Below are 24,049 nucleotides of genomic sequence, written 5' to 3' on the forward strand. Positions count from 1 at the left end.
TCATAGGATTGAGTAGGAAGTGACAGCATGTATGAATCAACATGGATCTTTTGTTTAAAAAGAATTTTAACATTGCCCTTTGTCTTATTAGGCGTTTCCATCCTAACCTTTGTATTTATTCGTTTTGTTCCTGTAGAGCCTGCTGAAGTCATACTACGTTTGGCAAGGGTTGCGCCAACAGAGGAAGCCATTCAGGCATTACGTGAGGAACTGGGAACGGACAAGTCGTTTTTTCTTCAATATTTGCTATGGGGAAAGGGCATAATCCAGCTAGATTTTGGAACATCTTTTGTTAGTAAATTACCTGTGGCACATGAACTATTCGTGAAATTACCCGCAACCATTGAATTAGCTATTGCTGCGTTTATCCTCATTTTAGGGCTAAGTATTCCATTCGGAGTAATAAGCGCATTGTATAAGCACACCATCATCGATAAAATCATACGATTCTTTAGCATATTGAGTGTGTCGATTCCAGCCTTTTGGTTAGGTTTCCTATTACTCTATTTATTTAGCTTAAAATTAGGACTCTTTCCGACAAACGGGAAGGGCACACCTGCTCATTTAGTTTTACCCGCCTTCGCACTGGCGTTACCAACAATTGGATTATTCGTTCAGCTTATCCGTTCAACCATCCTAGAAGAATTACAGCAGCAATATGTTCAATATGCACGGCTAAGAGGATTAAAAAGCTCCGTGATTCTTATCCGTCATGTTTTGCGAAATGCTGCTATTCCCTTGACTTCCTTGCTAGGCATGACCCTTGGCAATCTTTTAGGTGGAGCCGTGATTGTGGAGCAGGTTTTTAGCTGGCCCGGACTCGGCAGGTACTTAATAGAATCCATTATGAACAGGGATTATCCAGTTGTACAATGCTATGTGTTAATTATTGCGGTTATCTATGTGCTTGCCAATTTATGTACAGATATATTGCATCGTTTATTGGACCCTCATCTAATGATGAAGGGTAGGAGAGATTAAAAATGAAATTTGTACGAACAAAAAGTGGCAACTTAACAGGATTAATCAGTCTATTCCTCCTTGTCATTACTGGCTTATTAGGACTGTTGGCGCCAATTTTAATGCCACACGACCCTTTTGCTGTCGATATTGCTAAGAAATTTTCAGTCCCGTCTTGGGACTATCCATTAGGTACAGATCATTTAGGAAGGTGTATCTTGTCACGCCTTCTTTTAGGTATTCGTTATTCTTTAGGTTCAGCGCTCATCATTCAGCTAGTCGCTATTGTTTTAGCTATCCTACTGGGTGCTTTTGTAGCGTTGAAAAGAGGATTAATTGATTTTCTTTTTATTCGATTATGTGATATTTTATTAGCCTTTCCGACACTCGTACTTGCATTTGGGCTGTTAGGTATATTAGGTCCTAGCTTAAAAAATGTTTTAATAGCGCTCATTTTCACACAGCTTATTTATTATGCAAGAATGATCCGAGGTTTGTTTATTGGCATCAATGAGAAAGACTTTGTTCAAGCTGCTAGGATAACGGGCACTACAGGTATCCAATTAATTAGACGCCATTATATACCCAATCTATTGCCATCTATTGTCACGATTGTCGCATTAGATATCGGGAAGGTGATTTTAGAAATTGCAGGCTTTTCCTTTATCGGACTTGGGGTGCAGGCACCGATTCCAGAATGGGGCATGATGATCAATGAAGGAAAGCAATACATGAGACAGCATCCTGAATTAATGCTTTATCCAGGACTTGCCATCATCCTTGTTGTGTTATTGTTTAATCAATTAGCAAATCGTTTAAAAAGGCTTGACTAGGAAAGGGGAAGTTATGGAGAAAGTTTTAGAAGTGATAGACCTCACAGTCAAAATAGGGGAGAAAAATATATTAACCTCTATCAACCTGACAGCTTATAAAGGGCGAGTCCTAGGAATTATCGGGGAAAGTGGCAGTGGCAAGTCTATGCTTTGCCATGCCATCATGCAAACATTACCGTCCTTTGCCCATGTCAGCCAAGGGGAAGTACTCTATCTGCAAGAAAATTTATTAAACGTTTCAGCTACTAAATGGAGAGCTTATCGTGGCAGACATCTTTCGATGATTTTGCAAAACCCACCCGCTGCATTTGATCATATTCAAACGATTGAAAGTCATTTTCGAGAAACATTAAAAGCACACTTTAAGCTTACAAAAAAAGAAATGAGACAGATCGCCCTTGATGCTTTGAAAAAAGTTCATTTACCTCAGCCAGAGCAGCTCTTGTCCTACTATCCTTTCCAGTTAAGTGGAGGCATGCTACAGCGAGTGATGATTGCTCTGTCAATGGCGATACAGGCCTCCCTCTACATCGCAGACGAGCCTACGACTGCTCTGGATACCATCAATCAGAAACAAGTATTAACACTATTTAATCAAATTCGCTCAGAAACAGATGCTACCATACTCCTTGTCACGCATGATTTAGGTGTCATTGCTGAGCTTGCGGACGATGTGGCTGTGATGTATCAAGGAGAAATCGTTGAGCAAGCAAATGTTTTTGATTTTTTTGATGCGCCTCAGCATCCCTATACCAAGAAACTTTTACAAGCGAGAATGCTATGAGGTGATAAAATGACGCTACTAGAAGTAAAAAATATTGAGAAATACTATGCGCAAAGACCATTTCTATTCAAACGAGGACAGGAAGCCCCTGTATTAGAGAATGTGACATTTTCACTTCAGGAAGGAGAATGTCTTGGCATCGTCGGTCAAAGTGGTTCTGGAAAAAGCACATTAGGGCGCATTATTTTAGGGATTGAACGACCAACAAACGGAGAGCTGATCTTTCAAGGTGTCAATTTATACGAAGCACCCAGCAAAGAGAAAAAAATGATACGAAGAAATTTACAGGCTGTTTTTCAAAATAGTTATCATTCATTTAATCCAAAACAGACGATTTTCGAAATACTCGAAGAACCGTTTTTGAATTTCGAGCATTTTAGCAAAGCAGAGCGACAACAGAAAGTAAGGGAATTACTAGACTGTGTAGAGTTAGAGTGGGCAATGGCTCAAAACTATCCCTCACAGCTAAGTGGGGGACAGCAGCAACGAGTCAACATTGCTAGAGCTCTTGCATTAAAGCCGAAACTGATTGTTTTAGATGAGGCCATTAGTAGTCTTGATATGATTTTGCAAAAGACGATTATAGAGCTACTGCAAAGACTTCAAAAAGAGCTACAGCTTGCTTATCTATTCATTTCACATGATTTACAGGCCACACGTTTTATGTCAGATCGCATCCTTGTGATGCAGCATGGTCAGCTAGTGGAGGAGATAGGCAAGGGTGGGACATATCAGCACCCCGCTTCACAAGCGTTATACAATGCAATTTTGCCATCACACCCGCGGGAAAGAAAAAAGAAGGATAGACCCAATTAAACAGAAACGCCATTTTGAGAAATTAAAAATGGCGTTTTTAATTTTTAAAGCAATATAGAAACAAAAATAAATAAAATTAATCAAGATATTAATTTTATTTATTTTTTAATTAAAATTATTAATTTTATTATTTACATCTTTAATTTCTTTATTATATAATCAGCTTAACTTAAAGGAAGGAGTTCACTATGGCTTATCAAGTAATCACAAATTGTCCTGTCTGCAGTAAAACATTAAAAATTACGAAGTTACAGTGTTCTCATTGTCACACGACCATTGAAAATGAGTTTGAATTGTCGAAGCTAGCATCCTTATCACAGGATCAGCTTCATTTTGTGGAAGTATTTTTAACCTGCCGAGGAAATATTAAAGAGGTTGAAAAGGAACTGGGGGTTTCGTATCCAACAGTTCGAGGCAAGCTAAATGATATTATTTCATCCCTTGGCTATGCTCAAAAGAAGAAAAATGAAGTAGATGAGAAAAAAATTGTAAGCATGCTTGAAAATGGCGAAATCACAACAGATGAAGCCATAAAGCTCTTAAAAGATGAATAGGGAGGAACGACCATGAAAGAGGAAATTACAAAAGTGTTAACGATGATTCAAGAGGGCAAAATTGATGCGGATAAAGGATCAGAGCTGATTCAAGTGCTACAACAGAAAGAAGAATCAGAGAATAAATTTGTGGAAAAAACAAAGTATTTAGATAAAACGTTAAAGGTCCGTGTTGTATCCACCGAAAATGATAATGTCACGGTAAATTTACCAATTAAACTTGTCAAAGCCGTATTGATGGCAGGACACAGCATCGCTGCAAGTATTCCGCAATCTGAAAAATACGTAAAAGATATCGACATCAATCTTCTTCTTGAAGCGATTGAAAATGAACTAGATGGACAAATTGTAGATATAAAATCAGCAAACGGAGATTCCGTTGCAGTCTTCATTGAGTAGAGGCGACGAATGATGCATGTAAAAGTGAAAGCAAAAGACGTTCGCTTTACCGTCCCTGTTCCCTATACTGTGCTAACCATTGTCCTCTCCATTTTAACTTCTAAATGGATTCAGCAACAAGCCAATAAGTGGACAAAGGCATACTTCGATAAAAAGAAAATAGACTTTACCTTTCCCCTCATCGACAAAGAAATGTTAAAGCCGATTATCAAGGAACTACAAAATTATAAAGGACTTGTGCTAGTCGATGTCAAAGCTCAGGACGGGACTGAGGTTAAGGTTAGACTATAATCCCAATGATAGAATGGTAAGAGCATGTTATGATAAAAGCATGCTCTTTATTAATGTAATGAGCATCATTTGAAATGGGTAAGAGATGATCATTATTTCAGGACTTACGATAGAGACAACTATTTTTCAATGGTACATAAAATAGAAGATTTCTTTAAACTACAAATCAGAATTCTAAATCCATTTTAGTAGAAAATCACGTACATCGTTAAAATAGATTTTTAATTCGGGTATAAGTGATTAGTGGTAATCTATTTGGAACTACATAATTTAAAATACTGAATAATCAAAAAATAAAGAAGTTTAGAATCTTGATTTACTTTTCATTTGAAGGATGGTACACTTAAAACTATTGAACAACAACTATATATTGTGTTCGTTTTACAAAGGTACTACTACATGTAGTTTAAAAGGGAAGTTCGGTACAATTCCGACGCTGTCCCCGCAACTGTGAAGCTGACGATGATTGCAACCACTGTGCATTTGCATGGGAAGGGAATCAGAGAATGAAGCAAAGCCAGGAGACCTGCCTTTATAAAACAAATTTATCATTTCTTCGGGGATTAAGAGATGGGAACGTCAGTATTTTTGGTATGTTAACGTTTCCATTTAGCCTATCTCTCTAGAGGAGATAGGCTTTTTTATTTTATGAAAAGAGGGATTTCTATGAAACTTTATACGAAAACAATTTGTCCAAAATGCCTATGGGTAAAATCTGAACTACAACGTGTAGGACTTGAAGCTGAAATTGTTAACATCGATCACGATGAACAAGCAAAGCAAACGATTATTGACGCAGGTTTTTTAAGTGTGCCTGTTTTAGAGATGAATGAAACTTTCATAGGAGATGTTCAGGAAATTGTTTCTCAAATTGAGTTGATTGCCCTATGATTGTTTACGCGAGTCGTACAGGTAATGTCCGAAATGTTGTATCCAAATTAAAGGCAGAATGTATCGAGCTCTCGGAAGAATTGCGATTGAACAAGCCATATCTCTTAATTACCTACACAGATGGTTTAGGTGACATTCCAGCAAAGGTACAACGTTTCTTAGAAAAAAACAGGGATTTTTGTAAAGGAGTAGTTGCCAGTGGGAATAGTAACTTCGGTCATCATGTATTTGGCGCTGCTGGTGAGAAAATCGCTGCTACCTATCATGTACCCTTAGTAAGGAAATTAGATTTACAAGGTAATCAAACGGATTACGAAGCAATACAAACGTTTTATGAAACGAGGGTAATGAGATGAAAACCTATTTAAAGCTTAATAATGACGTACTGAATCGTTATAGTACAACTGGATTACTGGAGTTAGAAAAGGACCGCGAAGCTACGCGCCGCTACTTTTTAGAGTATGTTAACGTACGTTTGCGTTATTTTATAGATATTGAAGAAAAAATCCGCTATTTAGTTGATGAGGGCTACTATGAGAAAGCATTTATCGACATGTACGAAATGGAATTTATTAAGAAGCTGTACAAGAAAGCCTATGATTATAATTTCCGCTTTCCATCCTTTATGAGCGCAAGCAAATTTTACGATAGCTATGCTATGAAAAGTCGTGATGGGGAAGAAATCTTAGAAAAGTATGAGGATCGTATTGTCATTATTGCTTTGTATTTAGCTCAAGGCAACACGGCTCTAGCAGAACGCTCTGTCGAAGCAATGATGGAAGCCTATCAGCCTGCAACACCAACTGCTTTAAATAGTGGTAAGAAAGCACGTGGTGAATTAGTCAGCTGCTTTAAATTATCAATGGATGACTCCATGAATAGTATTGCTGAAAATATTGGCTATTGTTTAGAGCTATCACGCCTTGGTGGTGGAGTTGGGGTCAACTTAACAGATTTACGTCCATTAGGTGATCCAATTAAAGAGATATTAAATCGTGCAAGTGGTGTCATCCCAGTAGCGAAACTGTTAGAAAATTCTTTCAGTTATTCGAATCAGTTAGGGCAACGAAATGGCTCAGGTGTTGTCTATCTAAATATTTTCCATGCAGACATAGAAAATTTCATTTCATCAAAAAAACCAAATGCTGATGATAAAATTCGCCTCGCTACCCTTTCAACAGGGATTATTATACCTAGTATTTTCTTCGAACTGATGAAACGTGATAAGGATATTGTTTTGTTTAGTCCATACGATATTTTTAAAGAATATGGCAAACGTATGTCTGAAATTTCTATTTCAGACATGTACTACGAGCTACTTGATAACCCTAAAATTCGTAAAATTAAACGTTTAAATGCACGAAAGCTTTACACAGAGGTGAAAAAAGCACAATTTGAATCAGGCTATCCGTTTGAAATCTTTGATGATAATGTCAATAAGGTACATCCTTTAAAAAATATTGGACGTGTCAAAATGTCCAATTTATGTACAGAAATCTTACAAGTACAAGAGACAAGTATCATTACGGACCAGGATCAACCAAATGACTATGGATTAGATGTATCGTGTAACTTAGGTTCCATCGATATCCATGCAGCAAGTAAAGTCAAGGATTTCGGCGCATTAGTCGATACAGCCATGCACCTATTAACGAATGTATCGCAAATGACGCATATTAAGAATGTTCCGTCTGTTGCAAAAGCCAATCAATTAATGCATTCTGTAGGGCTTGGCTGTATGAACCTCCATGGGCATCTCGTGACAGAAGGCATCCTGTACGGCTCAAAAGATTCCATTGATTTCATGGATCACTTTATGGAAGCGATGAACTATTATTCTCTGAAATCTTCGATGGAAATGGCGAAAGAAAAAGCTGCAACCTTCTACCGATTTGAGGACAGTGATTATGCATCAGGTAGCTATTTTGACCAATATATCAATAAAACTGAAGAAGAACTATCGCCTGCTGTGTTGAAGGCGCTTGGCAATATTCCAATCATCACAAACAAGATGTGGGAAACGTTAAAGCAGGATGTAATGCAGTACGGTCTATTCCATTCCTATCGTTTGGCTATTGCACCAACTGGTAGTATTTCATATATTCGTAGCTGTACGGCTTCAATCGCACCATGTACAGAGCGCGTAGAGGTTCGTGATTACGCCGATAGTAGAACCATTTATCCAATGCCTCATTTAACAAATGACAATAGTCATTTATATGTGGAGGCGTATGATGTAAATCCGTATGATTTAATTGATTTATATGCAGCTTCTCAAAAGCACGTTGACCAAGGTATTTCCATGACGCTTTATGTAACGGACAATTGGACAACCGAACAATTGGCTAAAGTATACATTTATGCGTGGATAAAGGGCATTAAGTCTGTTTACTATGTTCGTCAACGATTACAAAGCTTAGAGGAGTGTGTAGCATGTCAAATATAATTTATGAGGCAGTCAATTGGAATAAGGCAACAAGTGAGCTTGCCCAAATATTTTGGGACCAGCAATGGAAGCAAATTTGGTTTCCAGAAGAAATTGCGGTCAGTAAAGATATTAAACAATGGAAAAGCTTTGAGCATCAGGACACATATAAAAAAGTATTTGCAGGATTAACCTTACTGGATACTGTACAAACAAATATCGGAATGAATCGTGTTGCTGCTTATACAGACGATTTACAGGAAAAGGCTGTCCTAACCGTTTTTGATGCATTCGAGGCGATACATGCCAAGTCCTATTCTTATATTTTCACAACGCTTTGTACAAACGAAGAAATCGACGAGCTATTTGAATGGGTCAAGAAAAATGAATTTCTACAGTATAAAGCCAATAAAATAGCAGACATTTATAATAGTATTGAAGAAGGCAATCCAGAGAGCTTATGGAAAGCGATGTTTTCATCCGTTATGCTTGAATCTTTCCTGTTTTATTCTGGCTTTTTCTATCCACTATACTTAGGAGGACAAGGCTTCCTACGAAACAGTGCCGAGATTATTTCACTCATCTTGCGCGATGAATCTATCCATGGGGTAGCAGTTGGATTTTTTGCTCAAAATTTATTCAAGCAATTTTCAAAGGAAAAGCAAGAAGAGCTACATTTATGGGGCTATGAGCTATTATTAGATTTATATCAAAATGAAATGAAGTATACAGATGATATTTATGCGGAAACAGGATTATCACCTGAAGTGCGAGCATATGTACGTTATAATGCTAATAAAGCTTTAATGAATGTCGGCTTTGAAGCCATGTTCCCAGAAGAGGAAGTCAATCCAATTGTGATGAATGGTATTCGTAATGAAGGCTCCACATATGATTTCTTTTCACAAAAGGGTGCTACCTATGCCAAGGCAAAAGTTGCGCCAATCACAGATGACACATTCAATTTTAATCGTTAAGGATGAAGAACAATGAATCTAGAAGTAAAAATTAAAAAAGTTCACGCTGATGCCATGCTACCGATACAAGCCAACCCTGGTGATGCAGGCATGGACCTCTATTCCATAGAAGCAGTAGAAATCCCAGCAGGCGTAGCCAAACTCATTAAGACAGGTATTCAGATTGAGTTACCTAAGGGAACGGAAGCCCAAATTCGACCAAGAAGTGGACTAGCATTAAAGCATAGTGTAACCGTACTGAATAGCCCAGGCACTATAGATGAAGGCTATAGAGGCGAAATCGGTGTTATTTTAATCAACCATGGTCAAGAACCATTTATCGTAGAAAAATCAATGCGCATTGCTCAAATGGTTATTCAATTTGTTCCTTCTATTCAATTAGTGGAAGTAGATGAATTATCTCAAACGGTCCGTGGAGAATCTGGATTTGGTGCAAGTGGTACGAAATAGCGTACCTATATATAAACCGCATAAAGTTTACTTAAAAATCCTGCGAAAATGCAGGATTTTTTTGTTACCGTTGCTAATAGCAGGAGGAAATAATAGGGTACATATGGAATGAAGTAATGATAGCGAATTAAAGGAGCTAATAATCATGAAAAAAATATGTTCAGGTATTTTCCTTATGTTGATTGTCATTCTTACATCTATCACAACTGCTGCAGCAGCTAGTAGTCAACTAAAAGTGGACGGTATGACAGTACAAACGGATGTGAAGCCCGAAATAAAAAACAATCGAACAATGGTACCTTTACGCGTGATTAGTGAAAATTTAGGGGCTAAGGTGCATTGGTCGGATGGGCAAGTGATACTGACCCAAAGTGAGATGAAAGTCAGTTTAAAGTTAAACAGTAGTAAAGCCACAGCAAATGGAAAAACGGTATTATTGGATGCAAAGCCATACTTAAAGAATGGACGCACCATTGTACCATTACGTTTTCTAGCAGAAATCTTTGGCTGTAAAGTTCATTATGATCATTTAACGATCTCTATCGATACAGAGCCATTGATGATTAAGGGTGTGGAAGTGAAAGCATTACTTCATGAATACCACATGACAATGGGGGGAGTAGTCGAGCAAATCAATGGCAATGCCTATATGCAAGAAATGCACCGTATATTTACTAAAAATATGGGCAAGAAGATAAAACAGCCTAACGACTACACATGGTCTGTCCATAGCACCGTAATTGGGGGCTATTATAAAATGGGCCAATATGATTTCCTGAACAAGGAAGGTAGTAGCATAGCACGTTATGATCTCTATTCGTTGGTGCAATCTTCAGATAAACCTTTGACTGGACAGCCAGACGTGTTGATTTATGACGCAGCTGTTGACCAATGGTATGAGTTTAACAAAACTGCCAGTGACTCTATTTATTCGTTAATGGAAACTGCTAAGAGAAATGGCTTTGTGACAGTTATTAGTAATACAGTTCCTTGATTATGAATCCATTAAAAACGCAATAGAAGAGCACATCTATAAATAAGATGTGCTCTTCTTATTTTAGTGAGGATAAAAAATGCTAATCATTTTTATTTAGAAAAGTACTAGGCATGACTACAAGAACTACTGTTCCACGAGCACAAAGCGTATCCTGCGCGTAAACTTCAGTTTCTACTTTCCATTTCTTCGGATGAATTTCTTCAACAGTGCCAATTGCCTTTAATGGAACATGTTGGGGTGTTGGCTTTAGGAAATCTACATTAAGGTTAGCCGTTACAAATCGAGGTGGCTCCGCTCCATCACCAATTTCATGTCCATTTTTACGATGCAAGGCAAGCGCTGCCGACCCTGTTCCATGGCAATCAATTAATGAAGCAATTAAACCACCATAGATAAATCCTGGAATACCCATATATTTTGATTCAGGTGTATAGATTGTAATCGTCTTATCACCATGCCACCCCGTGCGAAGATGATGACCATCATCATTCAAACGGCCACACCCATAACACCAAGCGATATCATCTGGATAAATATCTTGAATTGCTTTTTCTACTTTTAATTCTTCCATTCTTCTCTCCCCAATACTCTAGTATTATTTGTTTCTAATCGAACGTTAATCATTTAAGTATAATTAATCATTTCCATTCCATCAATAAAAATCTAAATATTCCATCTATTTAAACTATGTAAGAAAGCACTACCATAAAGTTGGACAAATTTAGTGACAGATGGGGAGGGCTGGTATCAGAAAGTAGGAAAAGCTGCATAGCTTGTAAAACGCTGGCATGGTGCAACAATAGAAAGATGGTATACTATGATCGTTGCATTGCTGTGCTGAAGAAGGAATTAAAGGAGTCAAAAGGTATGTCATTAAAAAATATAATCGATTGTATTTGCAAGGAAGCAACTAATAAAGACAGTAAAAAATTAGAAGAATTACTAGAGCAATTGTATGATTATGAAAGTGCTAAAATACTTGATATTTACCCTTATCAGATAAAAAGTAATGAAAAATATAGTCAAGTTGAAGTATTCTTCGATAAATTAGAGATGGTCGATTTCCAACAAAAAACGCAGGATTATCATTCGTACCAGAAAAGCCTAGAAAAATTTGAGAGATTTTTTGAATTGATGTGGTTAAAATCATCTGAATTTTATGCATTTTATTATTTACCAGATCCTTTATATAAGGATCAATTGTATTATAAAGTCTACGAGAATGAGTGGGGTAAAATTATACCTAAAGATCTTACAGAAGGCATTTTATTAAACATTGATGATTACACAATGTTAATTTCACTAATAAAATTAGCTGTTTCGGACCATCTCCATTTACATTTTATTTTACCTGAGGAGAATATTGTATTTAGTGGGAATGGCTTAGCCTTTTTAATTTACAGCCAACATAATCTTGAGTTATTAGAAAAGGTTGCTAATACGGAGGGGCTCTATATCCGTTGAAAAAGTGAGAGAACATTCCCAGCAACATGAAGCTAGATAATATAAAACATACCCTAAAAAATAGCAACAATCTATGTTTCTTACAGATCGTTGCTACTATTATTTAAAATCATTTATTTTGCTCTCGATAATTAATGGCCTCTTTAAATTCATCGGTGGCTAGGATATTGTAGAACATATTTCTACTGTTTACGTTTGCTATTGTCCCAGTGATTGTATTATCAATCCATAGATAGTATTCATCATCGTTTAGTTTGATCTTATACTGCGGAGCAATTTCGTTATCGACCTCACCGAATTCTCTAGCTTTTTTAAATGTTTTTTCTATAATTTTAATATCTTTCGCATCGGAGATTTGTTGTAAAGTATCGGGTTGCACTTCATCAAAATTAATTAATTCTTGAATTTCTATCACCTTCGATGCTTCTTTCTGATCGTTACAAGCAACTAACGCTAAGGAACAAATCATTAACAACAAAATTGTTTTTATTTTCACCTTGTCTTCACCCCTTTTTGTTCAATCTAGTATATTCCCTTATGAACATTTCTTCAAACTGCAAAACCCTCAAAGTATTTACATATTCTAACAGTCTAAAAAAAAGGTTTAACCATAGCATAAAAACTTATTTGAGAGCTTTCCCCTTGAATGGAATTTATAGTATGCTGATTAAAAGGGAGGAGAGGGATTTTATGGTTAAACAATTGATTGTTGGGGATACAACACAGGAATTGGCTTCTACTCGTCGCATGCTGGAACGCTTGCCCGACGAGCATATGACATGGAGGCCACATGAGAAATCAATGACACTAGGAGGTCTGGCCACGCACCTAATCAATCTGCTAAACTGGCAAATGGCTATTTTACAGTACTTAGACTTTGATCTTTCCACCGTTCCGTTACGACGAGAGGCATTAGAAAAGCGAGCTGACATTCTGGATGAGTTCGATACAAACGTAAGAAAACTGGAAATGATGCTTACTGAATGTGATGAGAAAACGCTCGGAGAGGAATGGGCACTACGTCATGGTGACCATATTATTCGCCAAGAGCCTCGAGCAATTGCGTTCCGCACCTTCGGATTAAGCCACATGGTCCATCATCGGGCGCAGCTTGGGGTATACTTGCGACTTCTCGATATTCCAGTACCAGGCATCTACGGCCCCTCTGCAGACGAAGAAGCCTAGTAAACTACTTCCATGAATCGCTATTTAGAAAGGTATGAGGTGTTCGATTGACTAAGATAATGACGAAAACAGAACGATTAATTATTCGATTAATGGAAGAGGGAGATTACTCTTCTTGGCTTACGCAATATGAAAATCGTTTACCTTCCCAGCATAAATACGATGAAGGTAAATTAGATATGAGCATCTGTACGAAAGAATGGTTTCGTGATTTAGTTACTAAGCATCATCAGATGGCTGAGGATGATAAGGTGTATGTATTTGGAGTATTTAGAAAAACAGATAATACGCATATTGGTTTTGTAGACTTTTCCACAATTATGAGGGAAGAATTTCAATGGGCTAGGTTCGGGTATACCATTCATAACCATTTTTGGAGAAAAGGTTATGGTAAAGAGGCTGTAAAGGCAGCGATTGATCTAGCATTTGAAAAATTAAATTATCATCGAATAGAAGCTCATATAAACCTCGACAATACGGCATCTATAAAATTAGCAGAAAATGTTGGGATGCTTTATGAATGCACGAGGAAAGGATTCATATACGAGGACAACAAGTGGACTGATCAGCTGGTTTATTTTATAAATGCAGAAGACATTTAAAAGGGAGGAGCTGTATGTACGACATGGAGAACTCTTTAGAAGTGCAAAAGAAAGAGGATATAAAAATTTCAATAGTCATACCAGCCCATAATGAAGAAAAATACATTGGAAAATGCTTAGAATCTATTTTAAAGGCTTCCAAATCCTTTGAAAATCAAGTAGAGATTATTGTTGTTTTAAATCGCTGTACAGATAGAACAGAGGAAATTGCAAAATCGTATAATTGTATCCTACTAAAAAATAGCGATAAGAACCTTTCGAAGATTAGGAACGCTGGCGTTGATATAGCAAGAGGGGAAATCATCGTCACAATTGATGCCGATACACAGATGAACGAACATGTGTTATCGAAGGCAGTGGAGAACTTAAGCACAGGTAAGTACATTGGCGGGGGCGTTACAGGAAAGTTTGAAAGAATGTCCTTAGGAATTTTTGTTTCAGCTTTGTTATTAATCGGACCAATATTTTTAAAATATGGTGCAATTTCTGTAGGCATCTTTTGGTGCTACAAAAAAGATTTTCAAGCAATTAATGGATTTAATGAAAATATGCTCATGGCAGAAGATGCCGATTTTGCTAAACGATTAAAAGATTGGGGAAAAAAGAACGGAAAAAAATACGGAACAATTCAAAATGGAATGATCACTTCAAGCAGAAAATTTGATAAGCATGGAGACTGGGTTTTACTTAAACGTCCTAAAATGATCCTAGCATACCTTAAAGGTACAGATCAGAAACATGCGAATGAAGCATATTATGAAAATGAAGATAGATAAAAAGAAACCGTAACGTTAATCGAACAAGGATTAACGTTTTTTTGTTATCACACTAGCTGGAAAAAAGAAAAGAATTGAATAATTTTTTATAATAAAATATTCTTTATTACATCAATATTGATGATTCATTTTAGCGAAAGGATGGGGATTGATATAGCTGACGTCAATGTGTCAAACCCTAACAATCAGAATGATGAATAACTTTGAAGATTTAATAGAAAAAGAGTATTCCAATATAGCAGGCATCGCTATTAGAAAAGATAATCATTTAATTTACGAAAAATATTTTGATGGGTACACCCCAGATGATGCTTTGCATATAGCATCTGTCACTAAAAGTATCATCTCCATTCTTATTGGAATGGCAATTGATAAAGGATATATGAAAAATATAGAACAGCATGTGTTAGATTTTTTTCCAAATTATACAGTGAAACGTGGCGAAAAAACCATTCAAAACATCACCATAGCAAATTTGTTGTCAATGACTGCACCCTATAAATACAAGTCAGAGCCTTATACGAAAGTATATTCAAGTGATGACTGGGTAAAAGCTGCATTGGATTTGCTAGGGGGCAAAGGTAGTATTGGGGTGTTTAACTATTCTACCGTTGGCACACATATTTTATCAGGTGTTCTTACAACTGCCACTGGTCAATCTGTTCTTGATTTCGCTACAGAAAACTTGTTTAAACCTCTTGCAATCAAAGCTCCCACAAATACAACTATACAAAATAAAGAAGACTATTTCGCTTTTCTGAAGGATAAATATGTCACTGGCTGGATAGTAGATCCTAAGGAAGTAAATACCGCTGGTTGGGGACTTACGTTAACAACCCGAGATATGGCCAAAATAGGTCAGCTCTATTTAAATGGGGGTGTATGGAACGGTCGCCAAATACTTTCTTCTCAATGGATAGAGGACAGCACTAAAGTACAAAGTCGATCAGGAAAGCTGACCTATGGTTATTTGTGGTGGATACTTGATGATTGCTATGCAGCTTTGGGTGATGGTGGAAATGTAATATTCATAAATCCTCAAAAGAAGATGGTCATTTCGATTACTTCGCGCTTTATGCCACGTGCCAAGGATCGTGTTGAATTGATTAGAAAGCATATAATACCATGGTTTGAATAACAGCTAGGGATAATAAAAAATTATGGTAAATACACTCCATTTTGATCATCATCAATCAAAATGGAGTTTTTATATTGAATGAAGGATATTAATGCATCAATTTTGTCAATCATCCTTAATGGGCATAAAAGCAAATAATTACAAGCCATCCAAAACAGTTTTGGGGATCCGTTCAACTTTGTTCAAAATGACATTTTTAAAATCAATTAAAGTTTCGCATTTTTAATCAAAATTTTTTTAAACTAACAATAATACTTGCAACACCCATTGTAGTACTGTATAGTACTAATTATGACAAAGGTAAAATTAATGAATCAAAAACGTGTAATTGAAGTAGCTGCAACATTATTTTTAGAAAAAGGGTTTGCTTATACAAGCATGGATGAATTAGTTCGTGTAAGCAAAGTTTCAAAGTCTAATGTGTATTATCACTTCTCTAATAAGGAAGAATTGTTGGAAGGGGTCGTTGATTATTGGATTGAAATGTATCAATCTGCAATAGATGACTTACTATCTCAAAACCAATTATTAGTTGAAGATCGTATCAAATTGTTTTTAAAGCAAATAACACAAGGAGTTCAGACGAGAGAATATAAGGGGAGCTGTCCATTTATTACGCTTTATATTCAAAGTCCTACAAATGCCACAAAAGTAAAAGAAAAAATAGGTCTTTTTTTTAAAGGCTTACAAACGAAAGTTTCTTTATTCCTTAAACAAGGGGTAGAGAATGGTGAATTTAGAAAGACAATAAATATTGACGAGGTTGCATCTCTTTTTATTACAAATCTTGAAGGAGCGCTATTTATTTCAGAAACACTGGAGGATGCAACTGTAATCATGAAAACAGCAGATCATTTGTTTAACTTGCTTCGGTAAAAGAAGCATTTTTTTTACATCAAATTAGTACTATGTAGTACTACTAGGAGGATTTTTATGAGAACAGTATTTTTAACGGGTGGAACAGGTTTTATTGGAAAGCAATTAGTGAATGAATTAGCCAAAGAGGATGTGAACATTCTTCTTTTAGTGAGGTCGAAAAGTAAAGCAACACAGATTTTTCAGGAAAGAGACATCTTAAAAGAGGAAAATATGCACTTTATTGAAGGTGATTTAACGAAAATAGACTTAGGTCTAAGTGCTGAAGATAAGGAGTTGGTATTGAAAACGGATGTGATTATTCACGCAGGAGGCTCCATGGATATTCAAGCGACAAACAAAGAGGCAACTTCTGTATTTTTGAATGGCGCCAAACATATTAGTGAATTCGCTAAAAGTATTCATCAATTGAAGGGCTTGCAGCAATTTATTCATGTTGTAGGTTACATGAGTCCCTTCGATGATAATAATAGCAAGGTTGCGATAGATGTATTTAAAGAAGGAAACAAATTTTTAAAAATAAAAAATCCATATGAGAAAACAAAATTTTTAGCTGATCTTTATATCCGTCAACAGGCATCAGCAGTAGGTTATCCGCTGTCTGTCATTAATCCGCCAACTGTGGTTGGTAGTAGTAAAACAGGGAGTACAGAGCAGATAGCAGGATTAGGTTTGCTTGTGACAAGTATGCGAAGAGGGCTCATGCCAGTGATTCCGGGAGGTAAGGGATATAGGTTGCCACTGATTTCAAACGATGAGTTTGCGAAGTTTATTGTGCAGGTTTTCAAATTGGAGCAGCCGGCTATTCAAACATATACACTTGTTGATGACAAAGAGAACGATCCGAACATTGCTGAATTATTAAGTGTTATGTCGGAAAGTATGAATATGAGGGCACCAAAAATCTCTTTTCCAATGCCGCTTATGAAAACAATAATGAAAAGTGGAGTAAGTAAAATAACAAACATTCCTTCTGATGGACTGAATTTTATCACAAAACGAACATTTTCAAATGGTTCGGTGAAAAACATGAGGGGGGGAGATTGGTTTAAGAAGATGAGTGTCATGAACTTTTTCCCTGCCGTAGTAGCTGATCTGGATTATCGATTGATGTATCAAAATGGTGAACATCATCATTTATTTGAGCGAACATTATGCGATAACAATACCCTTTACCAATTACACGGAGAAGGAAAACCGTTTATTTTATTACATGGTTTATTGAGTGATGGGGAGGATTTATTTCCTTTAGCGCATGAGCTTCATGAAAAAACGGGTCAACCTGTATGGATCTTGGATCTTCCAGGTTTGGGACGTTCTCCTTTTAAACGCGAGAAAAATCTTTTAAATATCTATTTGAATGTATTAAAAAAGTTATTGGAGAAAGCTACTAACGGCGCCCATCTAATTGGCCATTCATTTGGTGCGTATATTCTTTTGGAAGCATTAGTACAAAAGTACATAGATAAGAAGTATACAATTACTTTACTTCAGCCACCTATTACTAAAATAAATGCTAAATCGATATATGTTCCTCAATTTATGAACAAATGGACATTGAAATTGGCAACTACTAATTTGATAGAGCGATATTTATTAAGTAATGGTTTATTTGAAAGTATAGAGAGCATCCCTGAACATTATATTGAAAAACTAAGTAAAAGTTTTACTTCTCCTAGAATTTTAAATACTACGGTTCAGCTTAATAGTTTACTATCGAAAAACGTTCAAGGTGATTTCAATGAAGTAACAAAGTATAATCTTCACATTATTTGGGGGGATTCTGACAGAGGCTATTCTGCTCCTACACATCTGGGTAAGGTTGATTTTGTTCCATATGGTCATCATTTTCCTCTTAGCCATCCGAGTGAAACGGCTAATTTGGTCATAAAAAACAGTAATGAATTTGCAAAAGAAGCTGAGATCTTGCTTCGGTAAAACTACTATTTAGTGTCCTTTCTACAGGTAGCAGTGAAAATTACTGATATATTACAGCTGAAAAAGTATATACCTAACCAGTTGTCGAAATTTATTTGACGACTGGTTATTTAGTATTATTCTTCAGAATTAAGGAATCAAGAAGAACGAATTTAATAAAAGGAAACTTGATGCAGTATATTGTTTTATTTAAAGAAAATTCTTTTTTAGAGTATGGGGAAGACGAAAGGGACTACGAAATTATTCATATTCCAACAGAGACATTAAAAGAATTATTTGAAGATAATTCAAGATCTAATTGCATTTTTATAAAACGATTTAATAGATATCGAGGTGATTGAGGATTAATATCTTTTTCAATGAGCATTCGTAAATAATCGCCTATGTTCATTTGTCCTCTTATTGGATATGGCAGCTGAAAACAACTTTTTTATTATATGAAATGGGGAAACTATTTTTTAAAGTAATACTATCTTAGGCACCAATGTATTAAGTTTTTTAACATATATTAAACTTTCATTCAACAATTGGGCCAGATTGTAGAGTAACTTCAGGGCATAACTTCTAACTAATAAATATACTATGTACGTTATTCGTTAGAAGTTATAATACTCAATTTAATAGTAGGTTGTTCCTTAACCTCATCGAATCGGTACGAGTCATGCAATAAGATTAATTGGACTGGTTTGATATTGCCTCAAAATAGTCTAGAACTACCTTGCGGAATTCCAATGAAGCTTGCGTCATGTATCGACTTTTATGCCATAATAAAGCGATATCACGTACAAGTTCATGATCCTCAACTTGCAAATATTTAATCTTTTCCCATGATATTTTTGCTGTGCTTGGTATGAAGGCAAGTCCAATTTCAGCTTCTACAAGAGTGATCAAACGTGTAGGTTCATCGCCCTCATACACATATTTAAGGTCAATTCCAGCCGATTTGCATACAGCGTCTACTAAATCACGAGTGCCGTATCCTCTTTTCACACCTACAAAGCTTTCATCCTTAAGTTCTGTTAAACATACGCTACTTCGGTCTGCCAGCCGATGCCCATTAGGAACTGCAACAAGAATGGGATCAACAAAGACAACTTGACATTCGATGTCTTGCCCTTGAAAAGGAGAGGACGACAAGCAAAAATCGACTTCGCCTCGATGTAAAAGCGTGACCATTTCCAGTGTGGTCAGCATTTGCACATGAAATTGGATATTAGGACGTTTTTTACGAAACTCTCGCATTATCTGGGGCAAAGTGCTTGCTGTGGTTACCGCAAGCTTAAGTGTACCAGATTCTGCTCTGGACAAATCGCTAATCTCCTGCTTCCCCTGTTCCAACTCAAACAAAGCCCTTTCCGCGCGACGAATGAATTTGTTGCCAAATTCATTTAATCGCAGTTTCCTGCCTGTGCGATCAAATAAAGGTACCCCTAAATCTTCTTCCAGACGCTGAATCGTTTTGCTTAGCGACGATTGCGTAACGTGGAGACTTCGGGCAGCTTCGGTTACATGCTCTAATCGAGCTACCTCAAGAAAATATTGTAGTTGAAGAAGTTCCATTTCTTTTTCTCTCCAATCATTCCTTTTGGTCAATGATATCATAACTTTAAATGCGTTGGAATGAATGTAAAATTTCAAGTAAGATATCAATGTAACAAATATAAAGGGGGGTAAAATATGAATTCTCGTAGCAGGTGGTTAATGATATCCGTTGGACTAGGAATATTATTAAACCCTTTAAATTCATCAATGATTTCTGTTGCTATTGCTAGGTTGCAACATGTGTATAGCATTGATTTTACTACTGTTTCCTGGATTGTGTTTTCATTTTATATCGCTAGTGCTATCGCCCAACCTGTAATGGGGAAGGCTAGTGATTTATTCGGTCGGAGAAAGATATTTCTAGCTGGTCTTCTAGTATCCTTAGTTTCTTCTATTCTGGCTCCATTTTCTCCAAATTTCGGATGGCTTATAGTGTCCAGAATTGTACAATCAATCGGAACTAGTATGCTGATTGCAGTTGGAACAGCTATCGTACGCATTCATATTACAGAAAAGCAAGCAGATGCTTTAGCAGGTTTATCGATTTTCCTATCCGGTGCGGCAGCTATAGGACCTTTTGCAGGAGGAGTACTTATTCAATGGTGGGACTGGCCAGCGATCTTCATCGTCAATATCCCGTTTGTTGTGGCGAGCTTTATATTAGCTTGGAAAATGATTCCTAATGATGGATCGGCAGCAATTGTTTCACGTGACATGTCGTTTCAAAAATTACTGGGTGTGATTGATGTGCCAGGAATTCTGCTCTTTGCGGTGGGTCTGATTGCACTTCTAGTTGGCTTGCTGTCAGCGAAATCATCTGGGCATTTCTCTCTATGGAATGTCATTTTTGTGCTAATCGGGCTCGTTGCGTTGGGAATATTCGTACAACATGAGCTAAAAACAATGTCGCCATTTATTCCTTTACGCACCTTCGCCAAATATCCAGGGATGACTTGGGTCAATATACAATACTTGCTAGTTAACTTACTTTATTATTCACTCTTTTTTGGGATTCCATCATACCTGCAAATGGTGCGTCATGTCAGTGAATTTCAGACAGGGATTCTTATGTTAACCTTGGGCTTGAGCTCGATTGTAGCTTCGCCAATAGCAGGGAAATGGGTCGGTAAATCGGGACCAAGACCTGCATTGATTGTATCCTCATTACTGATGGTAGTGGGGGCAGTGTGGATTGTGACATGGACGCAAAGTTCACCAGTCATCAGTGTGTGCCTGGCGTTAGCCGCATTCGGTTTTAGCAACGGGCTAAACGCTGTTAGTATGCAGGCAGCTTTGTTTAAAAGCTCTCCAAAAGAAATTGCTGGTGTAGCATATGGCCTATTTAATACATCGAGATACTTGGGAACAATTTTATCTTCACTGTTGACAGGTATCATTATGGGAGGTGCGTTCAACTTGACAGGATTCCGATTGCTGGGAGTTTTCCTAACGGTCATTGCATTGGTCTTAGTATTTATAAGTCTGCGCCTCAGATATTCTGAGCAATTGGATGAACCGAATACAAGCAATTAAAACAAAAAATAAAAATAGGAGTTGAATGTTATGACAACTGTTAGTATCAAGGAATGGTCCTCATGAGATCAAGCTTGGAAGGAAATGCAAAAGGATAAACAACCCCAAGATGAGAAAGTCATCCAGAAGTTGAATGCGAGAGCGCAAACTTTCGCCGCGAATACCCTTAGAAATGCAGGTCAAAAACGGATGGAGCAAGTTATTCAATGGAATGAGGATTACAACAAAAGAATTGGTTCATATTACATTTTAAATTCATTTTGTCTCACTATTATTAGTATACTTTTTAATGAAACATAACTTCCTATAATTTATATTATGTAAACTAAAATTATTTTGCGTGGAGGAGGGCCTTGATTCATCAACTACCCATACTATCTGTACTTGTATATGAACAAGAACTTTTAGACATTTTATTTTTATGGACAGATGAAAACTAATAAAGATTAAATTACTCTGTGTAAATGGTCACTTAAAGCAAATTAATAAGACACAAAAGTGTTGGTTTAGAATAAAGTTTGATTAAAAGTTTGTTGCAATCGTTGATTTTATAATAGAAGAAACCCACGCATTTTGAAAAAAGTTTGATCAATATGCGTGGGTTTTATTTAAATACGAAGTTATTTTTATCAAACTATATTACAAATAATCGAACTTTATTATAAATGCTCAATCTTTTTTACCAACTACAATTCTTTTTTCTTCCATCATTCATTAGGATATTAATTTATTTAGGAAACATTTTTTATCTCTTTACAAACAAATTCACATGTCCAATAACCTAAAAATGAAATTAAACTTCTGTATATTGTCCAATCTTTCTGAATTTCTCATAGCGATCTTCAATTAATTGTTCGCCATTTAGAGAATTCAATGCTTTTAGTGTGACGCTTATACATTCTTTTATATAAGATGCTTGCTTCACAACATTGCGGTGTGCTCCACCCGTTATTTCAGGGATTATTCCATCAATAACGTCGAGCTCTTTTAAGTCAGGTGCTGTTATCCGCATTGCTTCTGCAGCTTGCTTCCCTAGGCTACCATCTCGCCATAAGATCGATGCAGCCCCTTCAGGCGAGATAACCGAATACGTTGAGTTCTCTAACATAAAGACGCGATTAGCTACCCCTAATGCAATGGCACCACCACTTCCGCCTTCCCCTATAACAATACTAATAACTGGTACTGTTAGAATCGCCATTTCAGAGAGAGTTCTAGCAATGGCTTCACTTTGGCCGCGTTCCTCGGCTGCCTTACCCGGATAGGCTCCTTTTGTATCAATAAAACAAATAATTGGGCGCTTAAATTTCTCAGCTTGCTTCATTAAGCGTAATGCCTTACGATATCCTTCAGGGTGTGGCATACCAAAATTTCGTCGAATATTTTCTTTAGTTGATTTTCCGCGCTGATGTCCAACAATGGTTACGGGCTGTCCTTCAAAGAGAGCAATTCCTCCAAGAATAGCTGCATCGTCACCAAATGTACGATCTCCATGTAACTCAATAAAGTTTTCACACATCGCTTCTATATATTGTAAAGTAGTTGGTCGTTCTGGATGTCTAGCAACCTGTACACGATCCCATGGCTTCATATTGGCATAAATAGATTGTTCTAGCTGTGTTAGACGTGTTTCAAGCTTTTCGATTTCGCCTGTCATGTCTACATTTGCCTCTGTAGCAATCGTTTTTAATTCATCAATTTTTTCTCGTAATTGTACGACTGGTTCTTCAAAAGCTAAATTTTTAGACATATTGCACACCGCCTTTTGTATGCATTTTTACAAGTATTGCTACTTGGTTTCGTAAATCCTTCCGATGGAAAATTGCATCAAGCTGACCATGCGCTAGTAAAAACTCCGACTTTTGGAAATCATTTGGTAATTTTTCTCTTAATGTTTCTTCGATTACACGGCGACCAGCAAAGCCAATCAATGCTTGCGGTTCTGCAATATTAATATCTCCAACAGAAGCAAAGCTTGCTGAAACGCCACCGTATGTAGGGTGCGTCATGATCGAAATAAATAATAGTCCTTCTTCACTATGACGTTTTAATGCCACACTCGTTTTTACCATTTGCATTAATGATAGAATACCTTCTTGCATGCGCGCTCCACCACTAGCAGTAAAAATAATAACCGGTACACGTAATTCAATAGCTTTTTCAACGGCACGTGTGATTTTTTCTCCTACAACGGAGCCCATTGAGCCCATACGGAAATGAGAATCCATAATGGCTACAACAATTTCTTCTCCATCAAGAGTACCTAACCCAGTCAGTACAGCTTCGCTTAATCCCGTTTGTTGTTTAGCCACTGAAATTTTTTCTACATAATCAGGGAAATTAAGTGGATTACTTGTTTGTAAATGATCATCCATTGAAACAAATGAACCTTCATCTAAGAGATATGCTACGCGCTCCTGTGCAGTCATTTTGAAATGATGGTCGCATTTTGTACACACTTTATGATTTTTTTCTAATTCCTTTGTTAACTGAATGTGACGGCATTCTGGACATTTTGTCATAAGTCCTTCTGGAAATCCCATTTCCTGTCTGTCCTCTTTCTTTTTACTAAATAAGCTACGTACTACCATGTTCTACTCCCCCTTTGTTGTCTAAAT

At 36.8% G+C, this 24,049-nt stretch carries 26 protein-coding genes and 1 riboswitch; of the genes, 21 read left to right on the forward strand and 5 right to left on the reverse strand.

Features of this window, described 5'->3' with window-relative positions; translation table 11 throughout:
- Positions 1–27 precede the first annotated feature (27 nt).
- From nikB to MKY76_RS11900, 13 genes are all read left to right on the forward strand, one after another.
- Positions 28–981 carry a nickel ABC transporter permease gene (gene nikB, locus MKY76_RS11840; RefSeq protein WP_115673607.1) on the forward strand — a complete coding sequence of 318 codons (954 nt, stop codon included), beginning with the start codon at positions 28–30 and terminating at the stop codon, positions 979–981.
- Between the two features lie 2 nt (positions 982–983).
- A complete protein-coding gene (locus tag MKY76_RS11845; RefSeq protein ID WP_227744871.1) occupies positions 984–1,793 on the forward strand; it encodes an ABC transporter permease subunit in 810 nt (269 codons plus the stop codon).
- Positions 1,794–1,806: 13 nt separating this feature from the next.
- Positions 1,807–2,577: an ABC transporter ATP-binding protein gene (locus MKY76_RS11850; protein ID WP_269898459.1), complete on the forward strand. Its 771-nt coding sequence runs from the start codon at positions 1,807–1,809 to the stop codon at positions 2,575–2,577.
- A 9-nt stretch (positions 2,578–2,586) separates the two neighbouring features.
- The gene (locus MKY76_RS11855) at positions 2,587–3,393 is read left to right on the forward strand and encodes a dipeptide/oligopeptide/nickel ABC transporter ATP-binding protein (RefSeq protein ID WP_319839174.1); all 807 of its coding nucleotides are present in this window, start codon (positions 2,587–2,589) and stop codon (positions 3,391–3,393) included.
- A 188-nt stretch (positions 3,394–3,581) separates the two neighbouring features.
- Positions 3,582–3,947 (forward strand): DUF2089 domain-containing protein, encoded by a 366-nt coding sequence (locus tag MKY76_RS11860; protein ID WP_004229931.1) that lies wholly within the window; start codon positions 3,582–3,584, stop codon positions 3,945–3,947.
- 12 nt (positions 3,948–3,959) lie between these two features.
- The gene (locus MKY76_RS11865; protein WP_016991732.1) at positions 3,960–4,346 is read left to right on the forward strand and encodes a hypothetical protein; all 387 of its coding nucleotides are present in this window, start codon (positions 3,960–3,962) and stop codon (positions 4,344–4,346) included.
- 9 nt (positions 4,347–4,355) lie between these two features.
- Positions 4,356–4,637 (forward strand): hypothetical protein, encoded by a 282-nt coding sequence (locus tag MKY76_RS11870; RefSeq protein WP_048392756.1) that lies wholly within the window; start codon positions 4,356–4,358, stop codon positions 4,635–4,637.
- Between the two features lie 370 nt (positions 4,638–5,007).
- A riboswitch (cobalamin riboswitch) is annotated at positions 5,008–5,186 on the forward strand.
- A 117-nt stretch (positions 5,187–5,303) separates the two neighbouring features.
- On the forward strand, positions 5,304–5,528 hold the full coding sequence (locus tag MKY76_RS11875) for a glutaredoxin (protein ID WP_342556580.1): 225 nt from the start codon (positions 5,304–5,306) through the stop codon (positions 5,526–5,528).
- Positions 5,525–5,884: a class Ib ribonucleoside-diphosphate reductase assembly flavoprotein NrdI gene (gene nrdI / locus MKY76_RS11880; protein WP_342556581.1), complete on the forward strand. Its 360-nt coding sequence runs from the start codon at positions 5,525–5,527 to the stop codon at positions 5,882–5,884. Before MKY76_RS11875 ends, nrdI begins: the two co-directional genes overlap by 4 nt.
- Positions 5,881–7,974, forward strand: a complete 2,094-nt coding sequence (gene nrdE / locus MKY76_RS11885) for a class 1b ribonucleoside-diphosphate reductase subunit alpha (RefSeq protein ID WP_269898457.1) — start codon at positions 5,881–5,883, stop codon at positions 7,972–7,974. Before nrdI ends, nrdE begins: the two co-directional genes overlap by 4 nt.
- A complete protein-coding gene (gene nrdF / locus MKY76_RS11890) occupies positions 7,962–8,930 on the forward strand; it encodes a class 1b ribonucleoside-diphosphate reductase subunit beta (protein ID WP_004229921.1) in 969 nt (322 codons plus the stop codon). Before nrdE ends, nrdF begins: the two co-directional genes overlap by 13 nt.
- Before the next feature lie 12 nt (positions 8,931–8,942).
- Positions 8,943–9,380, forward strand: a complete 438-nt coding sequence (gene dut, locus MKY76_RS11895; RefSeq protein WP_048392753.1) for a dUTP diphosphatase — start codon at positions 8,943–8,945, stop codon at positions 9,378–9,380.
- Between the two features lie 145 nt (positions 9,381–9,525).
- Positions 9,526–10,374: a copper amine oxidase N-terminal domain-containing protein gene (locus MKY76_RS11900; protein WP_259950139.1), complete on the forward strand. Its 849-nt coding sequence runs from the start codon at positions 9,526–9,528 to the stop codon at positions 10,372–10,374.
- 82 nt (positions 10,375–10,456) lie between these two features.
- Here the strand turns inward: MKY76_RS11900 and MKY76_RS11905 are convergent, their stop codons facing one another.
- The gene (locus MKY76_RS11905; RefSeq protein WP_048392750.1) at positions 10,457–10,948 is read right to left on the reverse strand and encodes a PaaI family thioesterase; all 492 of its coding nucleotides are present in this window, start codon (positions 10,946–10,948) and stop codon (positions 10,457–10,459) included.
- A gap of 296 nt (positions 10,949–11,244) precedes the next feature.
- Between MKY76_RS11905 and MKY76_RS11910 the strand changes: the two genes are divergently transcribed.
- Positions 11,245–11,841, forward strand: a complete 597-nt coding sequence (locus MKY76_RS11910; RefSeq protein WP_315058419.1) for a hypothetical protein — start codon at positions 11,245–11,247, stop codon at positions 11,839–11,841.
- Between the two features lie 109 nt (positions 11,842–11,950).
- On the opposite strand, the gene MKY76_RS11915 is transcribed toward MKY76_RS11910, so the two are convergent.
- The gene (locus tag MKY76_RS11915; protein ID WP_257960965.1) at positions 11,951–12,337 is read right to left on the reverse strand and encodes a hypothetical protein; all 387 of its coding nucleotides are present in this window, start codon (positions 12,335–12,337) and stop codon (positions 11,951–11,953) included.
- 194 nt (positions 12,338–12,531) lie between these two features.
- Here MKY76_RS11915 and MKY76_RS11920 point away from each other — a divergent pair, with 194 nt between their 5' ends.
- From MKY76_RS11920 to MKY76_RS11945, 6 genes are all read left to right on the forward strand, one after another.
- Complete coding sequence (locus tag MKY76_RS11920; protein ID WP_054550171.1) at positions 12,532–13,026, forward strand: DinB family protein; 495 nt, start codon at positions 12,532–12,534, stop codon at positions 13,024–13,026.
- Between the two features lie 47 nt (positions 13,027–13,073).
- Positions 13,074–13,628, forward strand: a complete 555-nt coding sequence (locus MKY76_RS11925; protein WP_016991743.1) for a GNAT family N-acetyltransferase — start codon at positions 13,074–13,076, stop codon at positions 13,626–13,628.
- Positions 13,629–13,642: 14 nt separating this feature from the next.
- A complete protein-coding gene (locus MKY76_RS11930) occupies positions 13,643–14,404 on the forward strand; it encodes a glycosyltransferase (RefSeq protein ID WP_115673612.1) in 762 nt (253 codons plus the stop codon).
- A gap of 190 nt (positions 14,405–14,594) precedes the next feature.
- Positions 14,595–15,542 carry a serine hydrolase gene (locus MKY76_RS11935; protein ID WP_342556582.1) on the forward strand — a complete coding sequence of 316 codons (948 nt, stop codon included), beginning with the start codon at positions 14,595–14,597 and terminating at the stop codon, positions 15,540–15,542.
- A 309-nt stretch (positions 15,543–15,851) separates the two neighbouring features.
- The gene (locus MKY76_RS11940) at positions 15,852–16,418 is read left to right on the forward strand and encodes a TetR/AcrR family transcriptional regulator (protein ID WP_288582591.1); all 567 of its coding nucleotides are present in this window, start codon (positions 15,852–15,854) and stop codon (positions 16,416–16,418) included.
- Between the two features lie 57 nt (positions 16,419–16,475).
- Positions 16,476–18,356, forward strand: a complete 1,881-nt coding sequence (locus tag MKY76_RS11945) for an alpha/beta fold hydrolase (protein ID WP_342556583.1) — start codon at positions 16,476–16,478, stop codon at positions 18,354–18,356.
- A gap of 672 nt (positions 18,357–19,028) precedes the next feature.
- On the opposite strand, the gene MKY76_RS11950 is transcribed toward MKY76_RS11945, so the two are convergent.
- Entirely contained in the window at positions 19,029–19,916 is an 888-nt protein-coding gene (locus tag MKY76_RS11950) for a LysR family transcriptional regulator (protein WP_048392734.1), read from the reverse strand.
- 117 nt (positions 19,917–20,033) lie between these two features.
- On the opposite strand from MKY76_RS11950, the gene MKY76_RS11955 reads away from it, so the two are divergent.
- Positions 20,034–21,431, forward strand: a complete 1,398-nt coding sequence (locus tag MKY76_RS11955) for an MFS transporter (RefSeq protein WP_115673615.1) — start codon at positions 20,034–20,036, stop codon at positions 21,429–21,431.
- Between the two features lie 793 nt (positions 21,432–22,224).
- On the opposite strand, the gene MKY76_RS11960 is transcribed toward MKY76_RS11955, so the two are convergent.
- Both MKY76_RS11960 and accD read right to left on the reverse strand, forming a co-directional pair.
- Positions 22,225–23,181, reverse strand: coding sequence for an acetyl-CoA carboxylase carboxyltransferase subunit alpha (locus MKY76_RS11960; RefSeq protein WP_315058433.1), 957 nt, complete (start codon positions 23,179–23,181; stop codon positions 22,225–22,227).
- Complete coding sequence (accD, locus tag MKY76_RS11965; protein WP_054550179.1) at positions 23,174–24,022, reverse strand: acetyl-CoA carboxylase, carboxyltransferase subunit beta; 849 nt, start codon at positions 24,020–24,022, stop codon at positions 23,174–23,176. The genes MKY76_RS11960 and accD overlap by 8 nt, the downstream gene beginning before the upstream one ends.
- Positions 24,023–24,049 lie beyond the last annotated feature (27 nt).

Source organism: Lysinibacillus sp. FSL P4-0201 (genome assembly GCF_038593425.1).
Classification (GTDB): domain Bacteria; phylum Bacillota; class Bacilli; order Bacillales_A; family Planococcaceae; genus Lysinibacillus; species Lysinibacillus capsici.

Coding starts and splice junctions, on each gene's coding strand:
- nrdI (WP_342556581.1), top strand. CDS start 5,525: ATGATTGTTTACGCGAGTCGTACAGGTAATGTCCGAAATGTTGTATCC.
- dut (WP_048392753.1), top strand. CDS start 8,943: ATGAATCTAGAAGTAAAAATTAAAAAAGTTCACGCTGATGCCATGCTA.
- MKY76_RS11905 (WP_048392750.1), bottom strand. CDS start 10,948: ATGGAAGAATTAAAAGTAGAAAAAGCAATTCAAGATATTTATCCAGAT.
- MKY76_RS11860 (WP_004229931.1), top strand. CDS start 3,582: ATGGCTTATCAAGTAATCACAAATTGTCCTGTCTGCAGTAAAACATTA.
- accD (WP_054550179.1), bottom strand. CDS start 24,022: ATGGTAGTACGTAGCTTATTTAGTAAAAAGAAAGAGGACAGACAGGAA.
- MKY76_RS11850 (WP_269898459.1), top strand. CDS start 1,807: ATGGAGAAAGTTTTAGAAGTGATAGACCTCACAGTCAAAATAGGGGAG.
- MKY76_RS11930 (WP_115673612.1), top strand. CDS start 13,643: ATGTACGACATGGAGAACTCTTTAGAAGTGCAAAAGAAAGAGGATATA.
- MKY76_RS11845 (WP_227744871.1), top strand. CDS start 984: ATGAAATTTGTACGAACAAAAAGTGGCAACTTAACAGGATTAATCAGT.
- MKY76_RS11955 (WP_115673615.1), top strand. CDS start 20,034: ATGAATTCTCGTAGCAGGTGGTTAATGATATCCGTTGGACTAGGAATA.
- MKY76_RS11950 (WP_048392734.1), bottom strand. CDS start 19,916: ATGGAACTTCTTCAACTACAATATTTTCTTGAGGTAGCTCGATTAGAG.
- MKY76_RS11960 (WP_315058433.1), bottom strand. CDS start 23,181: ATGTCTAAAAATTTAGCTTTTGAAGAACCAGTCGTACAATTACGAGAA.
- MKY76_RS11945 (WP_342556583.1), top strand. CDS start 16,476: ATGAGAACAGTATTTTTAACGGGTGGAACAGGTTTTATTGGAAAGCAA.
- nrdF (WP_004229921.1), top strand. CDS start 7,962: ATGTCAAATATAATTTATGAGGCAGTCAATTGGAATAAGGCAACAAGT.
- nrdE (WP_269898457.1), top strand. CDS start 5,881: ATGAAAACCTATTTAAAGCTTAATAATGACGTACTGAATCGTTATAGT.
- MKY76_RS11870 (WP_048392756.1), top strand. CDS start 4,356: ATGATGCATGTAAAAGTGAAAGCAAAAGACGTTCGCTTTACCGTCCCT.
- MKY76_RS11935 (WP_342556582.1), top strand. CDS start 14,595: ATGATGAATAACTTTGAAGATTTAATAGAAAAAGAGTATTCCAATATA.
- MKY76_RS11875 (WP_342556580.1), top strand. CDS start 5,304: ATGAAACTTTATACGAAAACAATTTGTCCAAAATGCCTATGGGTAAAA.
- MKY76_RS11865 (WP_016991732.1), top strand. CDS start 3,960: ATGAAAGAGGAAATTACAAAAGTGTTAACGATGATTCAAGAGGGCAAA.
- MKY76_RS11910 (WP_315058419.1), top strand. CDS start 11,245: ATGTCATTAAAAAATATAATCGATTGTATTTGCAAGGAAGCAACTAAT.
- MKY76_RS11900 (WP_259950139.1), top strand. CDS start 9,526: ATGAAAAAAATATGTTCAGGTATTTTCCTTATGTTGATTGTCATTCTT.
- MKY76_RS11920 (WP_054550171.1), top strand. CDS start 12,532: ATGGTTAAACAATTGATTGTTGGGGATACAACACAGGAATTGGCTTCT.
- MKY76_RS11855 (WP_319839174.1), top strand. CDS start 2,587: ATGACGCTACTAGAAGTAAAAAATATTGAGAAATACTATGCGCAAAGA.
- nikB (WP_115673607.1), top strand. CDS start 28: ATGTATGAATCAACATGGATCTTTTGTTTAAAAAGAATTTTAACATTG.
- MKY76_RS11940 (WP_288582591.1), top strand. CDS start 15,852: ATGAATCAAAAACGTGTAATTGAAGTAGCTGCAACATTATTTTTAGAA.